The following is a 22,234-nucleotide window of genomic DNA, read 5'->3' as shown; positions in this document are numbered from 1 at the left end:
TCGGAATGCTCACTCGACTGCTGATTTTGGCCGGCCTCGCCTGGCTCGGCTGGACGCTCTGGAAGCAATGGAGCGGTCAGCTGCGTCCGCCCGGCGGCCACAATCATCGGCAGGACCCGCAAGCCGACCGCGAGCGTTTCGAACCGATGGCACGCTGTCCTCAGTGCGGCACTTACCTGCCCGTCTCCACCTTGTCCCGCAGCGGCCGCTGCGGCCGGTGCTCGGATTGATCGACCCCGCTTCGCCGGCACCGCTATCGTTGCCGACGAGGAACGAGGAATGGCGCGTCCTGCGCCTGCTGTCGCTGTACCGGCTGCTGCTGGTTTCGGCGCTCGTCTTCATCTTCGAAAGCGATTACGCCGATCAGCTGTTTCCGGCGGTCCACAGCGAATCGTTCCGCAGCACCTGCATCCTCTACGGCGTCTCCGCGCTGGTGCTGATGGGCTTGCTGCCGCGGCGTCAGCCCGAGCTGGCGGCGCAGGCTCAGCTGCAGGTGGGCATCGACATCGCCAGCCTGGCCTTGCTGTTGCTGACCTGCGGCGGCATCGGCACCGGCCTCGGCACGCTGCTGGTCACCCCGGTGGTGGCCGCGGCGCTGGTGATGTCCCGGCGCATGGCGATGCTGCAGGCGGCCATCGCCACGCTGGCGGTGTTCGGGGTCGAGATTCTGCGCGGGCTCGATCATCAGACGCAGTCGAGCGATTTCACCGCCTCCGGCGTGCTCGGCCTGATGCTGTTCGGCGCCGGGCTCGCGGCCAATACGGTGGCTCGGCGCGCGCGAGCGAGCGAGGCGCTCGCCGAGCAGGTCGGCAGCGAGTTCGAGAGCCTGTCCGAACTCAACGAAAGCATCGTCGCGAGCATGCAGAGCGGCGTGCTGGTGGTCGACGACGACGGCTACATCCGCAGCTACAACGCGGCCGCGGCGCAGCTGCTCGGCTTCAGCGACGACCTGCACGGCGCGCGACTCGAACCGCATGCCTCGCCGATCGCCCGCGTGTTGCGGCACTGGCGCGAAAGCGGGCATTCGGATGCCACGCCGCTGAGCCTGCATGCCGACGGTGCCGAAATCATTCCGCGCATCTCGCGCCTGGGCCGGCACTACGACGGCCATGGCGCCGCGCTGATCGTGCTCGACGATGCCACACGCCTGCGCGAGCAGGCGCAGCAGATGAAGCTCGCAGCGCTCGGCCGGCTGTCGGCGAACATCGCGCACGAAATCCGCAACCCACTGTCGGCGATCCATCACGCCACCGAGCTGCTGGCCGAATCCGAGGTGTTCACGCACGACGATCACGCGCAGGACAAGCGCCTGCTCGAAATGATCCGCCGCCACAGCGAACGCATCGAGAAGATCGTACGCGACGTGCTTGCGATGTCGCGCCGCGAGCCCGCCAACCCGCAGACGCTCGCGCTCAAGGCTTGCCTCGTGCGCTTCGCCGGCCACTACCAGGAAGGCTTCCCTGACCAACCACGGCCGATCGAGCTGCTCGACATCCCGGCGAGTCTTTCGGTGCGCTTCGATGCCGATCACCTACAGCAGATCCTGTTCAACCTCTGGGACAACGCGTTCAGCCATGGCGCGAGCGAAAGCTCGTCGGTGATGGTGCTGCTGTCGGCCGGTGTGGACGAACTCGGCAAGCCCTGGCTCGAAGTCTCCGACAATGGCGCCGGCATTCCCGAAGCCTTGCGCGAACGCATGTTCGAACCCTTCTTCACGACCGCTCATCAGGGAACCGGCCTCGGGCTTTTCCTGACGCGCGAACTCTGTGAATACAATCAGGCGCGCATCGCCTACCGCGGCGCCGAGTCACCGAACGAAGTCGTCGGGGCCCGCTTCCGCATCAGCTTCGCGAGTCCCTTGCCCGCCCAATGACCCGCGTATCCGCCAAGTCCGCCGTGCCCGCCACGGCCCTGATCGTCGACGACGAGGCGGACATTCGCGAGCTCATCGAGATCACGCTCTCGCGCATGGGCGTGAAGACCGAATCCGCAGCCACGCTGTCCGAGGCGCGCGGCTGGCTCGCCGAACGCAGCTTCGATTTCTGCTTCACCGACATGCGCCTGCCCGACGGCCTCGGCGTGGAACTCGTCGAGTTCGTGCAGAAGCGTCATTGCGGCATGCCGATCGCGGTGATCACCGCCTACGGCAACGCCCAGGCCGCGGTCGAAAGCCTCAAGGCCGGGGCTTTCGACTTCGTCTCCAAGCCGGTCGATCTCGCGGCCCTGCGCAAGCTCGTCGAGACCGGCCTGCGGCTCAGGAGCACGCCGGCGGCGAACGCGCCGGCCAGGCCCGAAGCCGGCGAAGACCAGGGCGGCCTGCTCGGCCACGACCCGGCGATGCAGCAATTGCGCGGGCTCATCGAACGCCTCGCGCGCAGCCAGGCGCCCGTGCATATCCACGGCGAATCGGGCACCGGCAAGGAACTCGTCGCCCGGCTCATCCACGAACGCGGCCCGCGCGGCAGCGGGCCGTTCGTGCCGGTCAATTGCGGCGCGATTCCGAACGAGCTCATGGAGAGCGAGTTCTTCGGCCATCTCAAAGGCAGCTTCACGGGCGCGCTGCGCGACAAGAACGGGCTGTTCCAATCGGCCGAGGGCGGCACGCTGTTTCTCGATGAAGTCGCAGACCTTCCGTTGCACATGCAGGTGAAACTGCTGCGCGCGCTGCAGGAGCGGCGTGTGCGGCCGGTCGGCAGCGAAGCCGAACTCGCGGTCAACGTGCGCATCATCTCGGCCACGCATCGCGACCTGTCCGCGCTCGTCGCGAGCGGCGCGTTCAGACAGGACCTGTACTACCGGCTCAACGTGATCGACGTGCGCACGCCCGCGCTGCGAGAACGTCGCGGCGACATCGCCCTGCTCGCGCAGAGCATCCTGCAGCGCCTGGCATCCGAAGCCGGCATGACGGCGACGCCGACGCTGGACGCCGCCGCGCTGCAACGACTCACGAGCTACGACTTCCCGGGCAACGTGCGCGAACTCGAGAACCTGCTCGAACGCGCGATCACGCTGTGCGACGGCGAGCGCATCGAAGCCGGCGATCTGCAACTGCGCGGCGGCGGCGGTGAATCCGCGTCGACGCCCTCCCGTGGCGACGCCGCGCCGGCGCTCGACGAGCAGATCGAAGAGATCGAGAAGCAAGCGATCCGCGCTGCGCTCGAAAAGGCGCGCTACAACAAGACCCGCGCGGCCGAGCTGCTCGGCATGAGCTTTCGCCAGCTGCGCTATAGACTCAAGAAACTGGGCATGGATTGACGCCGCGGTCGCGCGGCGCTTTTCCGCGAGCCCCACACGAAAGGTTCGAGCATGAGCATTGCCAGACTCGCGCAGGCTTGCGCGGCATCCGCGCTGTTGCTGGTCGCAGGCTGCGACAACAGGGCTCCCGATGGAGCGCGACCGGCCATCGCGGCCGATTCCACCGCGGCCTTGCACGCGCTGTTCCAGCAGGACTGGGAACGCAATCTGCAGGAGAGCCCCCTGCTCGCGACCTATCTGGGCGATGCGCGCTTCAACGATCGCTGGGACGATCTGTCGCCCGAAGCCATTACCAAGCATCGCGCGGGCAACCGCCAGGCGCTGCAAAAGCTCGCGACGATCGATCGCGGCAAGCTCGATATCGACGATCAGCTCAACTACGACCTGTTCCGCCAGCTCATGGAGGACAGCGAGCAGTTCTACGAGCACGGCGGCCACCTGCGCCCGATCGAGCAGCGCAACGGCCTGCAGACGGCGAACGAAGTGCTCGAGGCGCTGCGCTTCGACAGCGTCAAGGATTACGACAACTGGATCGCGCGCCTGCGCGCCTTCGGCCGCTACACCGATCAGACCATCGCACTGATGAAGCTCGGCATCGCGCAGGGCCGCGGCTATCCGCAGGTGATCATGCGGCGCGTGTCGAGCCAGATCGCGCAGCAGCTCGTCGACGATCCGAAGCTCTCCGCGTATTACGCGCCGTTCAGGACGATCAACCCCTCATTGCCGGCCAGCGAAGCCGAGCGCCTGCGCGGTGAAGGCGAAGCTGCGGTGCGCGATGTCGTGCTGCCCGCGTACCAGCGCCTGCAAGCTTATTTCGACACCGAGTACCTGCCGCGATCGCCCGACGCGGTCGGGCTTTCCGCGCAGCCCGGCGGCGCCGAGTTCTATGCGTATCTCGTGCGCTCGAACACGACCACCTCGCTGACGCCCGACCGCATTCACGACATCGGCCTGGCGGAAGTCGCGCGTATACGCGAAGCGATGGAAACGATTCGCGAGCAGGTCGGATTCAAGGGCGATCTGAACGCTTTTTTCCGGTTCCTGCGCAGCGATCCGCAGTTCTTCTACAAGAACCCGAACGATCTGCTGACCGGCTACACGCTGATCGCAAAGCGCATCGAGCCCGAGCTGCTGCGCCTGTTCGGCAAGCTGCCGCGCACGCCTTATGGTGTGCGTGCGATTCCGGATATTTCGGCGCCCGACACCACCACCGCCTACTACTATCCGCCCTCGGCCGAAGGCGGCGGACGCGCCGGTTACTACTACGTGAATCTCTACAAGCCGGAAACGCGGCCGAAGTGGGAGATGGAAGCGCTGACCTCGCACGAGGCGGTGCCCGGACATCACCTGCAACTCGCCTTGCAGCAGGAGCTCGGCGAAATGCCGGCCTTCCGCAAGTACGGCAACGGCTTCACGGCCTACGTTGAAGGCTGGGGTTTGTATTCGGAATCGCTCGGCGGTGAACTCGGGCTCTACAAGGACCCGTATTCGCGCTTCGGCCAGCTCAGCTACGAGATGTGGCGCGCGGTGCGCCTGGTCGTCGATACCGGCCTGCATGCCAAGGGCTGGACGCGCGAACAGGCGATCGATTACTTCAAGAGCAATTGCCCGAAGACCGAGCTCGACATCGTCAACGAGATCGATCGTTACATCGCGATGCCCGGGCAGGCGACCGCGTACAAGATCGGCGAGCTCAAGATCAAGGAGCTGCGCTCGCGTGCGGAAAGCGAGCTCGGCGACAGCTTCGACATTCGCGCCTTCCACGACGCGGTGCTCGCCTCTGGCGCGGTGCCGCTGAACATACTCGAAGCACGCATGGATGCCTGGATCAAGAGCCGCAAGCCGGCTCCGGCGAAGAATCCCTGAATGCAGACGCAGGAAGCGCGGCTCTGGGTTCGAACAGAGCCGCGCTTCTTGTTTTCAAGGCGTCACGTCAACCGCGATCAGCTGCGACCGAAATTCCCGCTCTGATAATCGGCCAGCGCCTGCTCGATCTGCTCGCGCGTGTTCATCACGAAAGGGCCGTATTGCACGACCGGCTCGTGCAGCGGCTTGCCCGCGATCAGCAGCATGCGCGCACCGCTCTCGCCGGCTCGAACCAACAGCGCATCGCCATCCGACAGCAAGGCCGCGCCGCGCAGGGCGATCGGACGCTCGTCGATGCTCGCGCTGCCTTCGTAGAGATAGACGAAGGCGTTGTGACCCGAGCTCACCGGCACGCTCACCTGCGCATTGGCATCGACATGCAGATCGAAGTACAGCGGATCGGTCGTTCCACCCGAAACCGGGCCGACGGTGACGCCGGTATCCTGCACGAGCTGGCCGGCGATCACGCGAGCGGTTCCGCCGCCATCGAGCGGCGCGCTCGGAATCTGCGCCGACGGAATGTCGCGATACGAAGCGGGCTTCATCTTCTCGGCCGCCGGCAGGTTGAGCCAGAGCTGGAAGCCGCGCATGCGGCCTTCGGTCTGCTGCGGCATTTCCGAATGGATGATGCCGCGCGCGGCCGTCATCCACTGCACGTCGCCGGGCGAAAGATCACCGGTATTGCCGAGGTGATCCTTGTGCTGCATGTGCCCGTCGAGCATGTAGGTGACGGTTTCGAAGCCGCGATGCGGATGCGCCGGAAAGCCGGCCAGATAATCGCTCGGCTGGTCGGTGTAGAACTCGTCGAGCATCAGAAACGGATCCACGCGCAGGCCCGGCATCGCCCCGATCGAGCGTGACAGCTTGACGCCGGCCCCGTCGGAAGTCGGCTGGCCCGGAATGGTTTGTCTGAGTTGGCGCGGGGTGGTCATGGAATACTCCTGGGTTGCTCCTGTGCGTGGAAAACCCCTCTCCCCTTCGGGAGAGGAGTAGGGGTGAGGGATTCTCCGGCACAGCAAGCGTCGCTATCCCTGAGAATTTCTCACCCGCCCCTACGGGGCACCTTCTCCCGCAGGGAGAAGGATCAAAACTTTACGCCGCGAGACGGTCGATCTGTTCACCCGCCGCTTCCAGCGCGCGCGTCTTGCTCGCCGCGTCGAGGTTGAGGCCCTCGGCATAGACGAACTCGACGTCGCGAATGCCGATGAAGTTGAAGAAAGTCCTGACGAAGCCGGTCTGCGTGTCGGCCGGCAGGTCCTTGTAGATGCCGCCGCGAGCGGCCATCACGTAAAGCTTGCGGTCGCCGATCAGGCCTTCCGGACCGGTGGCGGTGTAGCGGAACGTCACGCCCGCGCGCGCCACGTGGTCGAGGTAGGACTTGAGCTGGGACGGCACGCCGAAGTTGTACATCGGCAGGCCCAGCACGATGACGTCGGCCGACTTGAGCTCGGCGATCAGCGCGTCGGATTCGGCGACCACCGCGTTCTGCTCGGGCGTGCGCTGCTCGGCCGGCGTGAACAGGGCCGCCGCGCGAGCGCCGTCGAGATGCGGAACCGGGTTGCGCGACAGATCGCGCACGATCACGCGGCCGTTCGGGTGGCGCTTGCGCCATTCGCTCACGAAACGCTCGGACAGCGCGCTCGAATTGCCGCTTTCGGCGAACAGGCTGGTGTTGATCTGCAGCAGGGTCGGTTCGGTGGTGGTGGTCATGGCGCTCTCCGGTTCGTTTGATGCGTCGGTGATGCCGAAGCATCGGGGAGCTCTATTTAAATATTGCCTGGCTCGATAAAAAAGCAAAATAATTCGGCCAAACCGTTCGAATTATTCGATTCATGCAACCCAAGATTTCGCTGGAACAGTGGCGTGCCCTGGTTACCGTGGTCGAGGCTGGAGGCTATGCGCAGGCCGCCGAAGCCCTGCACAAGACCCAATCCAGCGTCAGCTATCTGGTCGGCAAGCTGGAATTCCTGCTCGATCTCAAGGTGTTCGAGATCGAGGGCCGCAAGGCCAGGCTCACGGCCAACGGCCAGCTGCTGTACCGGCGCGCCAAGGCCCTGCTCGAAGAGTCCGAACGCATCGAATCGGCCGCCGCGACACTCGCGGCCGGCTGGGAACCCGAGCTGCGGCTCGCGGTGGAGATCATCTTCCCGACCTGGATGCTGCTGAACACGTTTGCCCGCTTCGCCGAACAGGCGCCCGGCACGCGCCTGCAACTGCACGAGACCGTGCTCGGCGGCACCGACGAGGCCTTGCTGCAGCATCGCGTGCACCTGGCGATCAACAGCCACGTGCCGCCGGGTTTTTCGGGCGAAACCTTGCTGACGATGAAGGCGATGGCGGTGGCCAGCGCCGATCATCCGCTGCACCGGCTCGGACGCCAGATCAACTACGATGACCTGCGCCAGCACCGGCAGATCGTGGTCCGCGACACCGCGCGGCAGACTCCGCGTGAATCGGGCGGCTGGATGGGCTCCGAGCAGCGCTGGACCGTCAGCAACAAGGCCACCGCGATCACCGCCGTGACGATGGGCCTGGGCTTCGCCTGGTACCCCGAGGAGATGATCCGCGGCGAACTGCAAAGCGGAGCGTTAAAACCGCTGCCGATGCGCGACGGCGCCGACCGCCAGGTGCCGCTCTACCTGATCGTCACCGACGGCGACGCCGCGGGCCCGGCGACCTGCCTGATGGCCGACATCCTGCGCGAAGAAGTGCGCGTCCAGTGCCGGGCGCATGGCCACGTCTATCCGGGCGACGCAGCGCCTCAGACGTAGATCATCTTGCGCGTCATGCCGCCGTCGACGAGGTAATGCGCGCCGGTGATGAAGCCCGCTTCGTCCGAGGCCAGGAAGCGCACCAGCGCGGCGACGTCGGGCGGCTCGCCGACGCGACCGGCCGGATGCTGCGCGTGATCGGCTTTGCTCAGCTGCGGCTTGCGGCGCCTGTCGGAGCGCTGCCACTCGCTCGTCTCGATCCAGCCCGGGCTCACGCAGTTCACGCGCACCTTCGGCCCCAGGCTCACGGACAGCGCATGCGACAGCGCGACGAGCCCGCCCTTGGTCGCCGCGTAGGCTTCGGTATCGGGCTCCGATTGCAGCGCGCGGCTCGAGGCGATCAGCGTGATCGAAGCACCCTTGGTTTTGCGCAGCAGCGGCGCCGCATGCTTGGCGAGCAGGAACGCCGCGGTCAGGTTCACCGACAGCACGCGGTTCCAGTCGGCGAGCGTGAGCTGGGCTACCGGCTTGCGGATCATGATGCCGGCGTTCGACACCACGCTGTGCAAACGCCCTAGCCTGTCGGCGGCCTTCACCGCCTCGGCGATGAAAGCCGCATCGGCGACATCGCCTTTCAGAAACTGCGCCCGATCACCGAACGATTTCGCCGCCTCGCGACCGGCCTTGCCGTCGGTATCGACGATCAGCACGCGCAAGCCCGCTTCGACGAAAGCCTTGCTGCAGGCCAGCCCGATGCCTTGAGCGCCCGCGGTGACGAGGGCGACGCGATCTTTCATGACCAGCTCCGATGACCAAGCGATGCATGCGACCGTACACCGTGACAGCTGACCGTAGACTATGCCGATGCAATGCCGTTCCCACTGCGCCGCCTGCTGCATCGCGCCTTCGATCACGAGCCCGATTCCGGGCATGCCGCACGGCAAGCCGGCCGGCGTCGCCTGCGTGCAACTCGATGTGCAATTGCGCTGCAAACTGTTCGGCGACCCGCGGCGTCCGGCGTTCTGCGGCGGCCTCAAGGCGAGCGCGGAGATGTGCGGCACGACGCGCGACGAGGCCCTGTTGTCCCTGAGCGAACTCGAACGGCTCACGCGACCGCTCACTTAGCGCAACCCACTTTTCGTCATTCCCGCGAAGGCGGGAATCCAGCGGCGGCCAGCGCCAATCTCGAAGAGCCGAATTCCCGCCTTCGCGGGAAGGACCGCTGTACCTGCGACTCGAGCGCTAAACCCCGGCCTGCTCGCCGCGCAGGATCCGCTCGACCGCCTCGCGCGCGATCGGGTGATAGCCCGGAGCCGCTTTGGCATAGACCTGCTTGGCGAACGCGAGGCCTTCGGGTGTCTTGGCGAGCGCCCGATACAGCGGCGTGATCAGGCGCATGCGGCCCGCGCCGAGCAGGTAGGTTTCCGCGGCCGGCCAGGCGCTCTTGTCGCCCGCGGCCAGGCGCAGGCGCAGCCAGCTCGAACCGAGAATCTGGTTGCTCGTGCCGGTGAGCTTGAAGCGCGCATCGAGCTGCTGCAGCTGTTCGCGCGTCACGCTCTGCGGCATCGAATCGAGGAACAGCTGCCACTGCTGCACGGCCCAGGTCGACGCCGGCAACTTCGCGGTGCCGAGCTTGCCGGAGAGCCAGCGCTCGCGCTGCTGCTCGACTTCGGTCAGCGCGGACGAGGTCGGCAGCACCGCCGAATCCGGCAGCACCGGCACCTTGAGCCAGGCATCGAGCTGCACCGCGCTGACCTTGCCGGGCTGCCGCGCCAGCAGCTTGTCCTGCAGGTAGGCGAGGAATTGCGCGGTGGTCGCGCTCTTGAACGCGTGATCATCGAACCAGCCGCGCAGGAACGCATCGAAAGCCTCGCGGCCGAAGCGCTGTTCGAGCCAGACCAGGAACAGTTCGCCACGCTCGTACGGAATCGAGCTGAAGACTTCGTCCGGATCGGCCGCGGGCGTCTCGCGGATCAGCGAGCGATCGGCCACGTCGGCGCGCTCCATCGAATCTAGCAGGTCGTGATAGCCGAGCACGCGCTCCATGTCGCCGAAAGCCTGGCCGTACTGCGCTTCGGTCAGTCGATACGTCAGGTAGGTCGTGAAGCCCTCGTTGAGCCAGAAATCGCTCCAGGTCGCGTTGGTGACGAGGTTGCCCGACCAGCTGTGCGCGAGCTCGTGCGCGATCAGCGAAACCAGCTTGCGATCGCCGGTGATGACCGACGGCGTGACGAACGTGAGCCGCGGGTTCTCCATGCCGCCGTAGGGGAAGCTCGGCGGCAGCACGAGCAGATCGTAGCGGCCCCAGCGATACGGGCCGTAGGTCTTTTCGGCGAGCTCGATGGTTTTCTCGGTCTCGGCGAACTCGTGGGCCGCGCGATCGAGCATCGAAGGCTCGGCATAGACGCCGGTGCGCTTGCCGGTGCTCTTGAACGCGAGGTCGCCGACCGCGAGCGCGATCAGGTAGCTCGGAATCGGCTGCGGCATCTCGAACCGCCAGCGACCGTCGGCGTCCGGCTCGTCGTGCATCTCGGCGCTCATGACCGCGCGCAGGCCCTTGGGCGTCTTGATGCGCGCGCGATACGGAGCACGCACGAGCGGCGTGTCCTGCAGCGGAATCCAGCTGCGCGCGTGAATCGCCTGCGACTGCGTGAACAGGAACGGCTGCCGCTTGCCCGCGGTCTGCTCGAGCGTGAGCCATTGCAGGCCCGAGGCGTCGGGCACCGTCGAGTAGCGAACGCGCACGCTCTGCGCATCGCCCGGCACCGCGATGCCGAGCCTGGAGCCGAGCACACGGTCCGGCGCCGCGAGCTTGAATTCGGCGGCCTTCCAATCGCCCTTTTCCGCGCGCGTCTGCACCTGCTCGATGTCCAGCGCACGCGTGTCGAGCAGCAGCTCGCGGGCTTTCGGATCGACATGCTCGATGGCCAGATCGACGGTTCCGGACAGGCGCTTGCGCTCGAAATCCACCGCCAGGTCGAGCGCGACTTCGCGCACGCGGATCTGCTGCGGATTCGCGTAGCTGTGCGGCTCGGTCGCCGGCAGCGGCGGTTCGGCGGCGACGCTCATCGAGGAAGCCATGTAGACACCCAGCAGCTGCAGGCTGCGCAAGCAAGCGCATTTCAGGACGGAAAACCTTATCGCCATCTCAGGCCTCCTGGCGCGCGATCCGCACGAGGCCTTCCTGCGCCACGCTGGCGACGAGCTTGCCGTCGCGCGTGAAGATGCTGCCGAACGACAGTCCGCGCGAGCTCTGCATGCTCGGCGAATCGAGCACGTAGAGCAGCCAGTCATCGACGCGGGCCTGGCGATGGAACCAGAGCGCATGATCGATCGAGGCCATGCGCAGGTGCGGATTCGCCGAGCCCACGCCGTGCGGCAGCAGCGTGGTCGCCAGCGGGCCGAAATCGGAGGCGTAGGCGAGCACGCAGCGGTGCACGACCGGATCGTCGGGCAGGCGATCGACGGTGCGGAACCAGAACGCTTCACGCGGCGGCATCGGCTGGTGCTCGAACAGGTCCACCGGCTTGACGTGGCGGATATCGAACAGCGTGTCCTGCGTGAGGAACTGGCGCAGCCGCGGCAGCGGATTCTCGATGGTCTCGAGCAGTTTCAAGCGCCGCTCGCGTTCGCTCGGAAAGGTCTCCGGCGGCGGCACGTCGGGCATCTGCGCCTGATGCTCCCAGCCCTCCTCGGCTTTATGGAACGAGACGATCATCGTCAGGATCGCCTGGCCGTGCTGGATCGCCTGCACGCGCCGCGTGGTGAAGCTGCGCCCGTCACGCACCGGATCGACTTCGTAGATGATCGGGTGGCTCATGTCGCCGGGCCGCAGGAAATAGGCATGCAGCGAATGCACATCGCCCTCGGCGACGGTGCGGCTGCCGGCGACGAGCGCCTGGCTCACCACTTGGCCGCCGTAGACACTACGCCCGCCGAGATCGCGTGAGAGCCCGCGGAACAGATTGTCGTCGATGACTTCGAGGTCGAGTAGATCGACCAATTCCTGAATGCGGCTCATCGCCAGCCTCGCCGTGAAGATGAAGATCGCGACTGTAGCAAGCCGGCGCGGCCCGCCGCTGGGCCAGCCTCTGAGCTCGGCGCCGGGGTTGCCCGCGCACGCAGCAGGCTCTGCGAGCGGGCGCGCGCATGTCGTATGCTCGACCGACGTCCGGGGGGCGTACAACTCATTCGAACGAGGAGCGCGTGTGCTCTGGCTGTTGCTGAGCTTGATACTGACGGTCGCGCTGGCCTATCACCGCAGTGGCCTCAAGACCGCGCTGACCGCCTATGCCGCCCTGTTGCTGGCGTACGGCGTGTTCGGTCATTCGCCGGGCCTGTTCGGGCTCTGGCTGCTCGTCTACGTCGGCATCGCGGTTCCGCTGTCGGTCTCGGCGCTGCGCGAGGAATGGCTCACGCGGCCGGCGCTCGACGCGGTGCAGCGCTACCTGCTGCCGGCGCGCCCGGGCCTGCGCGATCTGCAGCCGCCGTCCGGCCAGCCCACAGCCGAGCAGCGCCTGTTCGGTGACGCCGAAGTGCTGCGCCACCCGGCCAGCGCCGAGCCGCCCGCCAGCGCCGAGGCGGACGATGACGGCTGGGCCGCCGCGGTCCAGAACCTCGCCCCGCGCCTGGCCGCGCAGCCCGACGCGCTGTCGCCCGCCGCGCTCGCGGCGCTGCGCCAGTCCGGTCTGTTCGGGCTCGATCTGCCGCTCGAATTCGATGGCCTGAACCTGCACCCGGCCGAGCGCAACCATGTGCTGCAGGCGATCGCCGCTCTCGACGGCGGCGGTCCGGCCGTGGCCCTGCTCGCGGTCACCGGCGCGGCGACCAGCGCGGTGCGGGCGCACGGCAACGACTTCCAGCAGCGGCTGTTCCTGCCGCGCTTCGGCAGCGGCGAAAAACTCGGCACGCTGGCCCACCGTTCGCCCTGGGCCGACGATGAGCGCCAGTCGCCCGACCGCGCGCTGGTGCGCCGCGGCCTCTGGAAGGGGCGCGAGAATCTCGGCCTGGAACTGCGCTTCGAGAAGAGCGCAGTGCCGATGGCCGACGAGTTCCTGCTGAGCCTGCCGCTGCACGATCCCGAGAACCTGCTCGGCGCCGAGTCCGCAGCCGGAGCACGCAGCGCCGCGATCCTGGTTCCGCGCGACATCGAGGGCCTGGAACTGCTCGCCCCGTCCACCGACGACCTGCTGCTGCCGCTCGTGGGCCTGCGCGCGAACGCGGTGTTCGTGCCGATGGAACGCCTGCTCGGCACCTCGGCCGACGCCGGCGATGGCCGCGCCCAGCTCGACACCGGGCTGATCGCCCTGTGCCGGGCGCATGCGGCGATCGCGTCCGGCGAGGCGATGCGGGCGCTGCGCCGGGCGGCCACGCAGTCGCGCATCCTGGCCCATCACCGCATTCCCACCCCGCGTCCGGCCGCGCGCGACCGTGCGCTCAGCGACGCCGCGCTCGACAGCTACGGCCTCGACCTCGTGCAGCGCCTGCTCGCCGGCAGCGCGGGCGAGCTGTCGCCGGCGCTCGCGGCCCTGGCCGCGTTCCTGGCCGATCGCCTGCACGAGAGCGTGATGCACCAGCTCGCTCCGCTGTCGCCGCGCCGGGGCCCCGGCGACGGCAGTCGCAGCCTGTCGCCGCTGCTACCCAAGCCGCGCCTCGAACCGCTGCTGCTCGCCAGCTTCCCGGCCCTGCAGGCGCTGCTGTCGGCCGCCGGCGCCCAGCCTTACGGGCTGGCCTTGGCTCGCTTCGACGCCGCACTGTGGCCGCTGCTCGGCGCCCTCGCCCATCATCAGGCGCGCAGCCTGCTGCTCGCGCTCACCAACGGACGCCTCGCGCGCGTTCCCGAAACCGGGATGCAGCGGCACTGGCAACGCCTCGCGCGCTACCGCGCCGCGCTCGCCTGTGCGGCCGACGCCTGGATTCTCGGGCGCAATCGGGGCCCGGCCGACGGCGCCGCCGAGGCCAGCCTCATGGAGGCGCTGGCCGCCACGCTAGGGCTCGCCGCCGCTCTCTATGACGCCTCCGGCCAGAGCACCGGGCGCGACGAGCTGCCGCTGCTCGACGCCTGGTGCGAGCGCAGCTGCCGGCGCATCGAAGCCGGGCTCGACGATTTCATCTTCCAGCAGCCGACCAAGCGGCATATGGCCAAGCTGCGCCTGCTGTTGCTGCCGGCCGGCCGGCTCACGCCGATGCATTCCGACGCCGAGGCCGCGCGCATCGTGCATTGGCTGCAGACGCCCGGGCCGATGCGCCAGCGCCTGTTCTGCGCCCTGCCAAACGCCACCGCCCCGGGCACCGTCGACAATCTGCTCGACCGCATCGACATCGCCCTCGAAGCCGCCGCGCCGGCGCAACGCAAGCTGCACCAGGCGATCGACGACGGCCGCATCGAACCGGCCTTCCCGCTCGATCAGATCGCCCAGGCATCAAAGCTCGGCATCATCGACGGCGTCGAAGTGGACCGCCTGCGCAGCGCCTACAACCTCTGCGAGGACTGGCAGCACTGGCGCGACGGCGGGGTGGCTTAGTCGACTATGAGGGCATTTTCACAAAAGCCTTGCCCTCACGTTGACTTATATGACGAAGAAAACGATCAGTAGTTCGGGATCGTAGGCCGGTTGGAATCGATGAGCTGACCACGCTCGTCAAATCTGGCAGTTAGGCGCTCCACTTCCTCGAGCAACAGCTCACCAAATAAAGACCATCGGCGTCTCCGAACACCAGTCAAACGATCACACCATTCAATCGCGCCGTCTTCACGCATACCAAGGACCGAACCGTCCCACGGGTATTGCCCGACGATCAGCAAGCTGTCTTCGACGTTACGCGGCCTGTTGAAGATGTTCGCGGAAATGAGTTCGTGCGGCTGCCAGTTTCCCTCCGCTGAATCTCTACAGGTGCTCACGCCGAAAAGGCGCAGATGCCCCGCGAACAACCGCGCTCCATTCAGCAGCGAAAGGAATTCTTTATATGCCTGGGGAAATGGCGGAACAGGGCCACGGTAGGACAGCGCTTCTCGCAGCCCGCCCAGGGGCCAATGCACCTGAGCGGGAGCCGTCATCCTGGCGCCAAAGTCGTCATGCAGAAGGCGACAGGTCGTGGATGGGAGCCCGGGATAGAGCGTATGAAACCAACGCTCTTCACCGACTCGGAAGTTGTCCCTCATTCCTATCGAGCAGGCACCGCTCGCATGCTCGATAAAACCAAAGTCGCGCGCACGAAAAACCGTAGCGAACACCGAGCACAACCAAACGGGAGCTCGCGCCTCACTATTGACCAACCAATCTGGAGTCATCTGCCGAGGGCCGTCTTTGTGTCTGACGAGCAACCTTTGCCTGGGTGGAAACCTCATTGCACCCAGGCAAAGGGTCACGCCGCCAACGATGCCTCCATCGCGACCTCTGCCGCCTCGTCGACGCGCTCGAGCCAGACGAACTTCAGGTCCTCGCGAACCTCCTGCGGAATGTCGTCGTAGTCGCGCCTGTTGCGGGCCGGCAGCATCACCGTCCTGATGCCCGCGCGATGCGCGGCGATGACCTTTTCCTTGATGCCGCCGACCGGCAGCACCAGGCCGCGCAGGCTGATTTCACCGGTCATCGCGACATCCGCGCGCACTTTGCGGCCGGTCAGCAGCGAAGCCAGGGCGATGAACATCGCGACACCCGCCGAGGGTCCGTCCTTGGGCGTCGCACCGGCTGGAACGTGCACGTGCACGTCGGTCCTGGCGAGCGTTTCGATGTCGAGTCCGAGCTCCAGGTGACGTGATTTCACCAAGGTCAGCGCGGCCTGGGCGCTTTCCTTCATGACGTCGCCGAGCTGGCCCGTGAGCGTCAGATGGCCGCGGCCCGGAGCACGCTGTGCCTCGATGAACAGGATGTCGCCGCCCACCGGCGTCCACGCGAGACCCGTCGCCACACCCGGCACGCCGGCGCGCTGGGCGACTTCGTTCTCGAAGTGCGCCGCACCGAGAATCCCGGTGAGCTGATCGCGATCGATCTCGACCTTCTGCGCGGTGCCTTCGGCGATCTTCATCGCCGCGGCGCGAAACACCGTGCCGATCTCGCGCTCGAGGTTGCGCACGCCCGATTCGCGCGTGTAGTGCCCGATGATCTCGCGCAGCGCGGCCTCGCTGACGCTGGCCTGCTCGGCGCTCAAGCCGTTGGCCTTGCGCTGGCGCTCGACCAGATAGCGCTGGGCGATCTGCAGCTTCTCGGCCTCGGTGTAGCCCGCGAGCTGGATGATCTCCATGCGATCGCGCAACGGGCCCGGAATGGTGTCGAGCACGTTGGCGGTGGCGATGAACATGACCTTCGACAGATCGAAGGGCACGCCGAGATAGTTGTCGCGGAACGTCCCGTTCTGCTCGGGGTCGAGCACTTCGAGCAGCGCCGACGACGGATCGCCGTGGAAGCCGCCCGCGCCGAGCTTGTCGATCTCGTCGAGCATGATCACGGCATCGCGCGTGCCGGCCTTCCTGAGCGCCTGGATGATGTTGCCCGGCAGCGAGCCGATGTAGGTGCGACGGTGGCCACGAATCTCGGCCTCGTCGTGCACGCCGCCGAGCGAGACGCGCGCGAACGCGCGCCCCGTGGCCTTGGCGATGCTCTGGCCGAGCGAAGTCTTGCCGACGCCCGGCGGGCCCGAGAAGCACAGGATCGGACTGCGGCCTTGCGGATTGAGCTTCTGCACCGCGAGGAATTCGAGAATGCGCCGCTTGATCTTGTCGAGCCCGAAATGATCTTCGTCGAGCACCGCGCGCGCCTTGGCGATGTCCACGTCGTGGCCGCCGAGCTTGCTCCACGGCAGCTCGACCAGGGTGTCCAGATACGTGCGCACCATCGACGATTCGCCCGCGCCGCTGTTGCCCATCGCGCGCAGCCGCTTGAGCTCCTTGCGGGCCTGCTTTTCCACGTCCTCGGGCATGCCGGCTTCGGCGATCGCCTTCTCGAGTTCTTCGAGTTCGGCGCCGCCTTCCTCGTCGTCGCCGAGCTCCTTCTGGATCGTCTTGAGTTGTTCGCGCAGCATGAATTCGCGCTGGCGCTTCTCCATCGTCTCCTTGGTCTGCTGGCCGATGTCGCGCGACAGGCGCAGCACTTCCACTCGATGCGCGAGCAGCCATTGCAGCTTCTGCAGGCGCTTGAGCAGATCGAAGGTCTCGAGATATTCCTGCTTCTCGGCCGGCTTGATGTCGAGATAGCCGGCGACGAAATCGGCGAGCTGGCCCGGCGATTCGATCGCCTGCACGGTCGGCACCAGTTCGGCCGCCGCATCGGGCAGCAATTGCACGGCCTCGACCGCGCGCTGCTTGAGCGCGTGGAACTGCGCTTCGATCTCGGTGCTGCGGGTGTCGTCCTCGACAATGCGCTCGACGCGCGCCGCAGCGAACGGCAGATCCTTGAGGAATTCGATCACGCGAAAGCGCTGCTCACCCTGCAGCACGAGGTGATGCCCGCCGTCGCGCGCGGTGACATAGCGCAGGATGTTCGCAACCGTGCCGACACGATGCAGGTCGCCCTCGCCGGGCCTTTCGGTCTGCGGGTCCTTTTGCAACAGGATGCCGACCGGGCGCTGCGTGCGCGCCGCTTCCTGCGCAGCCTCGATGGCCCAGTCGCGGCCCAGCGACAGCGGCAGCACCATCTGCGGAAACAGCACCATGTTGCGCACGGGCAGCAGGATGATGGCGTCATCCGGCAGTTCGTAGCGCGGCTTCTCCGGAGCTGCGGACGATGAGGGCGCGGTGTTGCTCGCGGCGTTCGCGTTCTCGGCACGCAGCGGCGTCGGCGTTTCGCCCGACAATTGCATCGTGTTCTTGATGTTCATTCGAGTTTTGGCTCCAAGCGTCAAAGCTTGCGCAGACCCAGCGTGAGGCAACCGTTTTCGAGCCGGCGTTCGACGAGTTCGAAGCGGCCCTGTAATGCGATGCGGCGTTCGAAGCGGCCGTAAGGCAGCTCCATGCGATGGATGACGGCGCCGCGCAGTTCGCGCGGAGTCGCACGCAGACCGGCGACGACGAGCTCATGGCCATCGACGATCAGTTCCACGTCGGCCGGCGCGACATCCGGCAGCGCGACGATCACCCAGAACGCTTCGTGCGTTTCGAACACATCGACCGGCGGCTCCCAGGCCGATTGCGCGGCCCCGCGCACCGGGTGGAAGAATTGCCGTTGCAGACGCTCGGCCCGGCCGAGCATCTCGACGGCCTCCGCCCACATCCATTGCGAATCCTTACGGCTCATTTGCTGGAGTCCCCCGATCGAACGACCGATTTGTCCTTGCGCTCTATGTGGTGACGACCAGGCCGCATTCAATCCGCTGCCGGCTCGGCGTTCGCCGCCTGCTCCGTCCCGTGTGCGCCCATGGCGCTTAGAGCCGGCTGAATGCGGCATGGCGATCGGAGCCGGAATCGGGAGAAAATCGCCCGGAGCCTGCACGATGGCTCTCATGGATCGAGAAGCGCCGACCTTTCGTCGGCGAAACGAACGAGATAAACGGATGCACGAGCGAGCGAGCAGGAAAACCGGCCGATGACGGCGCACGAAACCGCCGCGCACGGCTTCGATCTCGTACCCATCGTCGCCCTGCTCGGAGCCGGCGTGGTGGCGGCTCCGCTGTTCAAGCGGCTGGGCCTGGGCTCGGTGCTCGGCTATCTCGCCGCCGGGCTCGCGATCGGCCCGTTCGGCCTGGGCCTGTTCTCGGACGCGCAGGCGATCCTGCACGTCGCCGAACTCGGCGTGGTGCTGTTCCTGTTCGTCATCGGGCTCGAGATGCAACCGACTCGGCTGTGGGCGATGCGCGGCGAGATCTTCGGCCTCGGGCTCGCGCAGCTGCTGGTCTGCATGGGCCTGCTCTGCGGCGTGGGCGTGGCGCTCGGCTATCCGCTGGCCGCCTCGCTGATCGCGGGCACCGGCTTCGTGCTGACGTCGACCGCGATCGTCATGCAGGTGCTCGAGGAACGCCGCACGCTCAACGCTCCGAGCGGCCGGAAGATCGTCGCGGTGCTGCTGCTCGAGGACCTCGCCATCGTGCCGCTGCTCGCGCTCGTCGCCTTTCTCGCGCCGAGCACGCAAAGCGCGACGATGACCGAGCGCTTCGTGAGCATCTTCATCGGTCTGGCCGCCGTCGGCGCGCTGATCGCGGCCGGACGCTGGCTGCTCGATCCGCTGTTCCGCCTGCTCGCGACCTCGCGCGCTCGCGAAGTGATGACGGCCGCGGCCCTGCTCGTCGTGCTCGGCGCGGCGCTGCTCATGCAGCTCGGCGGCCTGTCGATGGCGATGGGCGCGTTTCTCGCCGGCGTACTGCTGTCGGAATCCGCGTTCCGCCATCAGCTCGAGGCCGACATCGAGCCGTTCCGCGGCATTCTGCTGGGCCTGTTCTTTCTGGGCGTCGGCATGGCACTGGATCTGTCGGTGGTCGCGCATCACTGGCGGCTCATCGCGATCTCGGTGGTCGCCTACATGCTGCTCAAGATGCTCGGCATCTACGTGATCGCGCGGCTGTTCAAGAGCAACCATCGGCAGGCCATCGAGCGCGCGGTGCTGATGGCGCAAGGCGGTGAGTTCGCCTTCGTGCTGTATGCGGCTGCGGCCGCGGTCGGCATCATCGACGCCGAAGGCAGCGCGCTGCTGACCGCGACGATCATCGTCTCGATGGCGCTCACGCCGCTCATGATCATCGCGCACGACAAGCTGATGCCGAAGATCGCCACCTCGCTCGACGGGGTCGAGCATGCGACCGATCTCGAATCGAGCGTGCTCGTGATCGGCTTCGGGCGCTTCGGCCAGATCGTCAGCCAGCCGCTGATCGCGCAGGGCTGCTCGCTGTCGATCATCGAGACCGATGCCCAGCACATCCGCGATTCGGAAGCGTTCGGGTTCAAGGTGTACTACGGAGACGGCACGCGGCTCGACATCCTGCATGCGGCCGGTGCGCACCATGCGCGACTCGTCGTCGTGGCGACCGACGACAAGCAGGCCACGCTCAGGATCGTCGAACTCGTGAAGGCCGAGTTTCCGCTGGTGCCGGTGCTCGCGCGCGCGTTCGACCGCGAGCACGTGCTCGAACTCGAGCACGCGGGTGCCGATTACTACATTCGCGAGACTTTCGAATCGGCGCTCGCGATGGCCGGACACGCGCTCGAACAGCTCGGCCAGACGCCCGAGGAGGCCGCCGAGTCGATCGCCGACTTCCGCCGCCGCGACGCCGATCGCCTTGCGCTCGAACTCGCGGGCGGCCTGTTCGCGGGCCGCGCGCTGATCGTCGGCAATCTGCCGATCCGGGACCTGGAGCGGAACGGGACCTAGTGCTTCGCCTGGCGCGTGGTGGTGATGCGGCTGCGTGTGCTGGTCCCCTCTCCCGCTCGCGGGAGAGGGGGTCCGAAGGACCGAGAGGGGAGGCTCGGAAAGTGCGCGCACTTTTCAGGTGAACCCTCTCTCCCCGCCTTCGGCGGGCGAACGCACATCAGTGCATCAGTGCATCAGTCCATCAGTCCATCAGTCCATCAGTCCATCAGTCCATCAGTCCATCAGTCCATCAGTCCATCAGTAAAAGATGCCGACGATGCGACCGATCGACCAGTACGCCGCCACGCTGCCGATCGCATAAAGCGCCGGCTTGCGTGCAAGCCCGAAACGCGGCAAGCGCGACAGCAGCTTGTAGAGCACGAACGCCGCGGCGACCACGAGCAGCTGCCCGGCTTCGACGCCGAGGTTGAAGCTCAGCAGCGCCATGAACAGGTTGTGCTGCGGCAGGCCGATCTCCTTGAGCGCACCGGCGAAGCCGAGGCCGTGCACCAGGCCGAACAGGAACGCGACGGCGGCCGGAAAGCGGCGCGAGAGTGTGAGCTTCGGGTTCATCGCCTCGGCGGAGACCAGCATGATCGACAGCGCGATCGTCGCCTCCACCGGCGGCGGACGCAGCGTCAGCAGGCCGAGCGAACTCAGTGCGAGCGTGATGCTGTGCGCGAGCGTGAAGGCGCTGATGGTCCACAGCAGGCGCTTGTTGAAGCCGACCAGGAACAGCAGGCCGATCACGAACATCAGGTGATCGAAGCCCGACAGAATGTGCTCGACACCCAGGATCGAATACGCCTTGGCGATCTCCGCATTGCCGCGCTCGTCCTCGGCTCCGCCGAACAATTGAATCCTCGGCTGGCCGCCGGTCAGCGTGAACACGCGCGTCTGGCCGTCGAGCCAGGTGATCTTCACGATCGCGGCCGAATAGCCCTTGCCGACGCCGACGATCTCGAGCGTGCCGCGCAGGCCGCCGTCACCGCAATGCAGCATCTTCTCGTCGACTCTGCAGCTCTGCGGAAAGATCGGCCTGAGCTCCAGTTCTTCCGGGCGCTTGTCGCTGACCGCCGACCATTGCCAGAGGAAGTCGCCACGCACCATCTCGCGAACTTCCATCTCGGCCATGGTCATTTCATGCGCATGCGCCCAGGCCGGCAGCAGCGCGAGGATCGCGGCACAGGCCCAACGAAGCAGGCCGTTCACGGCGCAACCGCCGGGTATTCGATGCGGTACTTCCTGGCCCATTCGGCGACTGCGGCCGAGCGCTGCTCGGAGGCCGTCGCGTCCTTCCAATCCTGATAGATGACCGGACGCAGCTTGTCGAAGTCGGCAGCCACCGGAGCCTTGACGGCATCGACGTGAATCGCGCGCCAGCCGTCGCGCGTCTGGATCGGCTGCCACTGCCCGACCGTCGCCGCTTCGAGCTGCTTGGGAAAATCGGCGCCGTAGGCCTGCACGAGATTGGCGATCGGGCGATCCTTGAACACGCGCAATCCGGCCTGCGCATCACCGGGCGTGCCGTTGTTGAGCGCCTTGACGAAATCGCGCACGGCCGCTTCGGAGTGGTCGCCCGAGATGGCCGCTTCCTGGAAATCGTAGCGCGCCGGCTCGTCGTACTTGGAGTGGCGGGCCTCGAACCACTTTTTCAGCTCGGCTTCGTCGATCGGCGGCAGCTTGACGTTGGCGTCGATGACACTGAGCGCCTTGAAGATCACGCGTTCGCGGATCGCCGGATCGCCCTTGTCGACCTGCATCGCCAGGCCTTCGCGATAAAGCACTTCGTTGTCGAGCCAGATGCGATGCAGGGCATTGAGCTCTTCGACGTTGGGCTTGCGCCCGCGGATGCGCTCGAAAGTCGCGACCGCTTCGGCATCGACCTCCGGACCGACAACGATCAGGTGCCCGTCGCTCTCGGGTTCGAGCAACAGATGGTCGAGCCCGAACAGCAGGGCGCCGAGCAGGACGAAATGCAGCAGCGGCTCGCGCAGCCAACTCGTCGCGGACGCGGAGCGGATCGAGGAGGTGGAGAAACCCTGGTTGGAGGTGGAATGCAGTGTGGACATGCGGCTCTGATCTGTTTCGACTAAGAAAACGAAAAAAGCGCCGCGCGAAATCGCG

The 22,234-nt window shown here is 66.7% G+C and carries 18 protein-coding genes; 8 read left to right on the top strand and 10 right to left on the bottom strand.

Annotated elements, in window-relative coordinates:
• The first annotated feature begins 5 nt into the window (after positions 1–5).
• Genes WQQ_RS24655 through WQQ_RS11600 form a run of 4 tightly spaced genes read left to right on the top strand, consistent with a single transcriptional unit; the run spans position 6 to position 5,121 of the window.
• A complete protein-coding gene (locus tag WQQ_RS24655; RefSeq protein ID WP_007185371.1) occupies positions 6–230 on the top strand; it encodes a hypothetical protein in 225 nt (74 codons plus the stop codon).
• The gene (locus WQQ_RS11610; protein WP_192812973.1) at positions 227–1,873 is read left to right on the top strand and encodes a two-component system sensor histidine kinase NtrB; all 1,647 of its coding nucleotides are present in this window, start codon (positions 227–229) and stop codon (positions 1,871–1,873) included. Before WQQ_RS24655 ends, WQQ_RS11610 begins: the two co-directional genes overlap by 4 nt.
• The gene (locus WQQ_RS11605; protein WP_007185369.1) at positions 1,870–3,255 is read left to right on the top strand and encodes a sigma-54-dependent transcriptional regulator; all 1,386 of its coding nucleotides are present in this window, start codon (positions 1,870–1,872) and stop codon (positions 3,253–3,255) included. The genes WQQ_RS11610 and WQQ_RS11605 overlap by 4 nt, the downstream gene beginning before the upstream one ends.
• A gap of 51 nt (positions 3,256–3,306) precedes the next feature.
• Positions 3,307–5,121, top strand: coding sequence for a DUF885 domain-containing protein (locus WQQ_RS11600; protein WP_007185368.1), 1,815 nt, complete (start codon positions 3,307–3,309; stop codon positions 5,119–5,121).
• Positions 5,122–5,198: 77 nt separating this feature from the next.
• Here WQQ_RS11600 and WQQ_RS11595 read toward each other — a convergent pair whose 3' ends face one another.
• Both WQQ_RS11595 and WQQ_RS11590 read right to left on the bottom strand, forming a co-directional pair.
• Positions 5,199–6,053: a pirin family protein gene (locus tag WQQ_RS11595; protein ID WP_007185367.1), complete on the bottom strand. Its 855-nt coding sequence runs from the start codon at positions 6,051–6,053 to the stop codon at positions 5,199–5,201.
• A gap of 160 nt (positions 6,054–6,213) precedes the next feature.
• Positions 6,214–6,831, bottom strand: coding sequence for an FMN-dependent NADH-azoreductase (locus tag WQQ_RS11590; protein ID WP_007185366.1), 618 nt, complete (start codon positions 6,829–6,831; stop codon positions 6,214–6,216).
• A 122-nt stretch (positions 6,832–6,953) separates the two neighbouring features.
• Between WQQ_RS11590 and WQQ_RS11585 the strand changes: the two genes are divergently transcribed.
• Positions 6,954–7,892 carry a LysR family transcriptional regulator gene (locus WQQ_RS11585; RefSeq protein WP_007185365.1) on the top strand — a complete coding sequence of 313 codons (939 nt, stop codon included), beginning with the start codon at positions 6,954–6,956 and terminating at the stop codon, positions 7,890–7,892.
• On the opposite strand, the gene WQQ_RS11580 is transcribed toward WQQ_RS11585, so the two are convergent.
• The gene (locus WQQ_RS11580; protein WP_007185364.1) at positions 7,883–8,629 is read right to left on the bottom strand and encodes an SDR family oxidoreductase; all 747 of its coding nucleotides are present in this window, start codon (positions 8,627–8,629) and stop codon (positions 7,883–7,885) included. The two genes, WQQ_RS11585 and WQQ_RS11580, sit on opposite strands and share 10 nt — an antisense overlap.
• Before the next feature lie 67 nt (positions 8,630–8,696).
• Between WQQ_RS11580 and WQQ_RS11575 the strand changes: the two genes are divergently transcribed.
• Complete coding sequence (locus WQQ_RS11575; protein WP_157534667.1) at positions 8,697–8,957, top strand: YkgJ family cysteine cluster protein; 261 nt, start codon at positions 8,697–8,699, stop codon at positions 8,955–8,957.
• 117 nt (positions 8,958–9,074) lie between these two features.
• Here the strand turns inward: WQQ_RS11575 and WQQ_RS11570 are convergent, their stop codons facing one another.
• Both WQQ_RS11570 and WQQ_RS11565 read right to left on the bottom strand, forming a co-directional pair.
• Positions 9,075–10,943 carry a M1 family metallopeptidase gene (locus tag WQQ_RS11570; RefSeq protein ID WP_007185362.1) on the bottom strand — a complete coding sequence of 623 codons (1,869 nt, stop codon included), beginning with the start codon at positions 10,941–10,943 and terminating at the stop codon, positions 9,075–9,077.
• A gap of 37 nt (positions 10,944–10,980) precedes the next feature.
• A complete protein-coding gene (locus WQQ_RS11565; protein ID WP_007185361.1) occupies positions 10,981–11,853 on the bottom strand; it encodes an acyl-CoA thioesterase in 873 nt (290 codons plus the stop codon).
• A 187-nt stretch (positions 11,854–12,040) separates the two neighbouring features.
• Here WQQ_RS11565 and WQQ_RS11560 point away from each other — a divergent pair, with 187 nt between their 5' ends.
• Entirely contained in the window at positions 12,041–14,356 is a 2,316-nt protein-coding gene (locus WQQ_RS11560; RefSeq protein ID WP_007185360.1) for an acyl-CoA dehydrogenase domain-containing protein, read from the top strand.
• Positions 14,357–14,421: 65 nt separating this feature from the next.
• Here WQQ_RS11560 and WQQ_RS11555 read toward each other — a convergent pair whose 3' ends face one another.
• From WQQ_RS11555 to WQQ_RS11545, 3 genes are all read right to left on the bottom strand, one after another.
• Complete coding sequence (locus tag WQQ_RS11555; protein WP_040454059.1) at positions 14,422–14,994, bottom strand: SMI1/KNR4 family protein; 573 nt, start codon at positions 14,992–14,994, stop codon at positions 14,422–14,424.
• A gap of 203 nt (positions 14,995–15,197) precedes the next feature.
• On the bottom strand, positions 15,198–17,648 hold the full coding sequence (lon, locus tag WQQ_RS11550; RefSeq protein WP_007185358.1) for an endopeptidase La: 2,451 nt from the start codon (positions 17,646–17,648) through the stop codon (positions 15,198–15,200).
• Positions 17,649–17,668: 20 nt separating this feature from the next.
• Positions 17,669–18,064 (bottom strand): Hsp20/alpha crystallin family protein, encoded by a 396-nt coding sequence (locus tag WQQ_RS11545; RefSeq protein ID WP_040454057.1) that lies wholly within the window; start codon positions 18,062–18,064, stop codon positions 17,669–17,671.
• 288 nt (positions 18,065–18,352) lie between these two features.
• Between WQQ_RS11545 and WQQ_RS11540 the strand changes: the two genes are divergently transcribed.
• Positions 18,353–20,128 (top strand): monovalent cation:proton antiporter-2 (CPA2) family protein, encoded by a 1,776-nt coding sequence (locus tag WQQ_RS11540; protein ID WP_007185356.1) that lies wholly within the window; start codon positions 18,353–18,355, stop codon positions 20,126–20,128.
• Between the two features lie 237 nt (positions 20,129–20,365).
• On the opposite strand, the gene WQQ_RS11535 is transcribed toward WQQ_RS11540, so the two are convergent.
• Both WQQ_RS11535 and WQQ_RS11530 read right to left on the bottom strand, forming a co-directional pair.
• Positions 20,366–21,319, bottom strand: coding sequence for a HupE/UreJ family protein (locus WQQ_RS11535; protein ID WP_007185355.1), 954 nt, complete (start codon positions 21,317–21,319; stop codon positions 20,366–20,368).
• Entirely contained in the window at positions 21,316–22,179 is an 864-nt protein-coding gene (locus WQQ_RS11530) for a peptidyl-prolyl cis-trans isomerase (protein WP_202800656.1), read from the bottom strand. Before WQQ_RS11530 ends, WQQ_RS11535 begins: the two co-directional genes overlap by 4 nt.
• Positions 22,180–22,234: the final 55 nt, after the last annotated feature.

Source organism: Hydrocarboniphaga effusa AP103, from assembly GCF_000271305.1.
Lineage (GTDB): Bacteria > Pseudomonadota > Gammaproteobacteria > Nevskiales > Nevskiaceae > Hydrocarboniphaga > Hydrocarboniphaga effusa.
Note: the sequence above shows the minus strand (reverse complement) of the source record. Positions and strands in the feature narration are given on the sequence as shown.

Bases quoted from the DNA above. Each gene is read 5' to 3' on its own strand.
- WQQ_RS24655 (WP_007185371.1), top strand. From the start codon at position 6: ATGCTCACTCGACTGCTGATTTTGGCCGGCCTCGCCTGGCTCGGCTGG.
- WQQ_RS11605 (WP_007185369.1), top strand. From the start codon at position 1,870: ATGACCCGCGTATCCGCCAAGTCCGCCGTGCCCGCCACGGCCCTGATC.
- WQQ_RS11600 (WP_007185368.1), top strand. From the start codon at position 3,307: ATGAGCATTGCCAGACTCGCGCAGGCTTGCGCGGCATCCGCGCTGTTG.
- WQQ_RS11595 (WP_007185367.1), bottom strand. From the start codon at position 6,053: ATGACCACCCCGCGCCAACTCAGACAAACCATTCCGGGCCAGCCGACT.
- WQQ_RS11590 (WP_007185366.1), bottom strand. From the start codon at position 6,831: ATGACCACCACCACCGAACCGACCCTGCTGCAGATCAACACCAGCCTG.
- WQQ_RS11585 (WP_007185365.1), top strand. From the start codon at position 6,954: ATGCAACCCAAGATTTCGCTGGAACAGTGGCGTGCCCTGGTTACCGTG.
- WQQ_RS11580 (WP_007185364.1), bottom strand. From the start codon at position 8,629: ATGAAAGATCGCGTCGCCCTCGTCACCGCGGGCGCTCAAGGCATCGGG.
- WQQ_RS11575 (WP_157534667.1), top strand. From the start codon at position 8,697: ATGCAATGCCGTTCCCACTGCGCCGCCTGCTGCATCGCGCCTTCGATC.
- WQQ_RS11565 (WP_007185361.1), bottom strand. From the start codon at position 11,853: ATGAGCCGCATTCAGGAATTGGTCGATCTACTCGACCTCGAAGTCATC.
- WQQ_RS11555 (WP_040454059.1), bottom strand. From the start codon at position 14,994: ATGAGGGACAACTTCCGAGTCGGTGAAGAGCGTTGGTTTCATACGCTC.
- lon (WP_007185358.1), bottom strand. From the start codon at position 17,648: ATGAACATCAAGAACACGATGCAATTGTCGGGCGAAACGCCGACGCCG.
- WQQ_RS11545 (WP_040454057.1), bottom strand. From the start codon at position 18,064: ATGAGCCGTAAGGATTCGCAATGGATGTGGGCGGAGGCCGTCGAGATG.
- WQQ_RS11540 (WP_007185356.1), top strand. From the start codon at position 18,353: ATGACGGCGCACGAAACCGCCGCGCACGGCTTCGATCTCGTACCCATC.
- WQQ_RS11530 (WP_202800656.1), bottom strand. From the start codon at position 22,179: ATGTCCACACTGCATTCCACCTCCAACCAGGGTTTCTCCACCTCCTCG.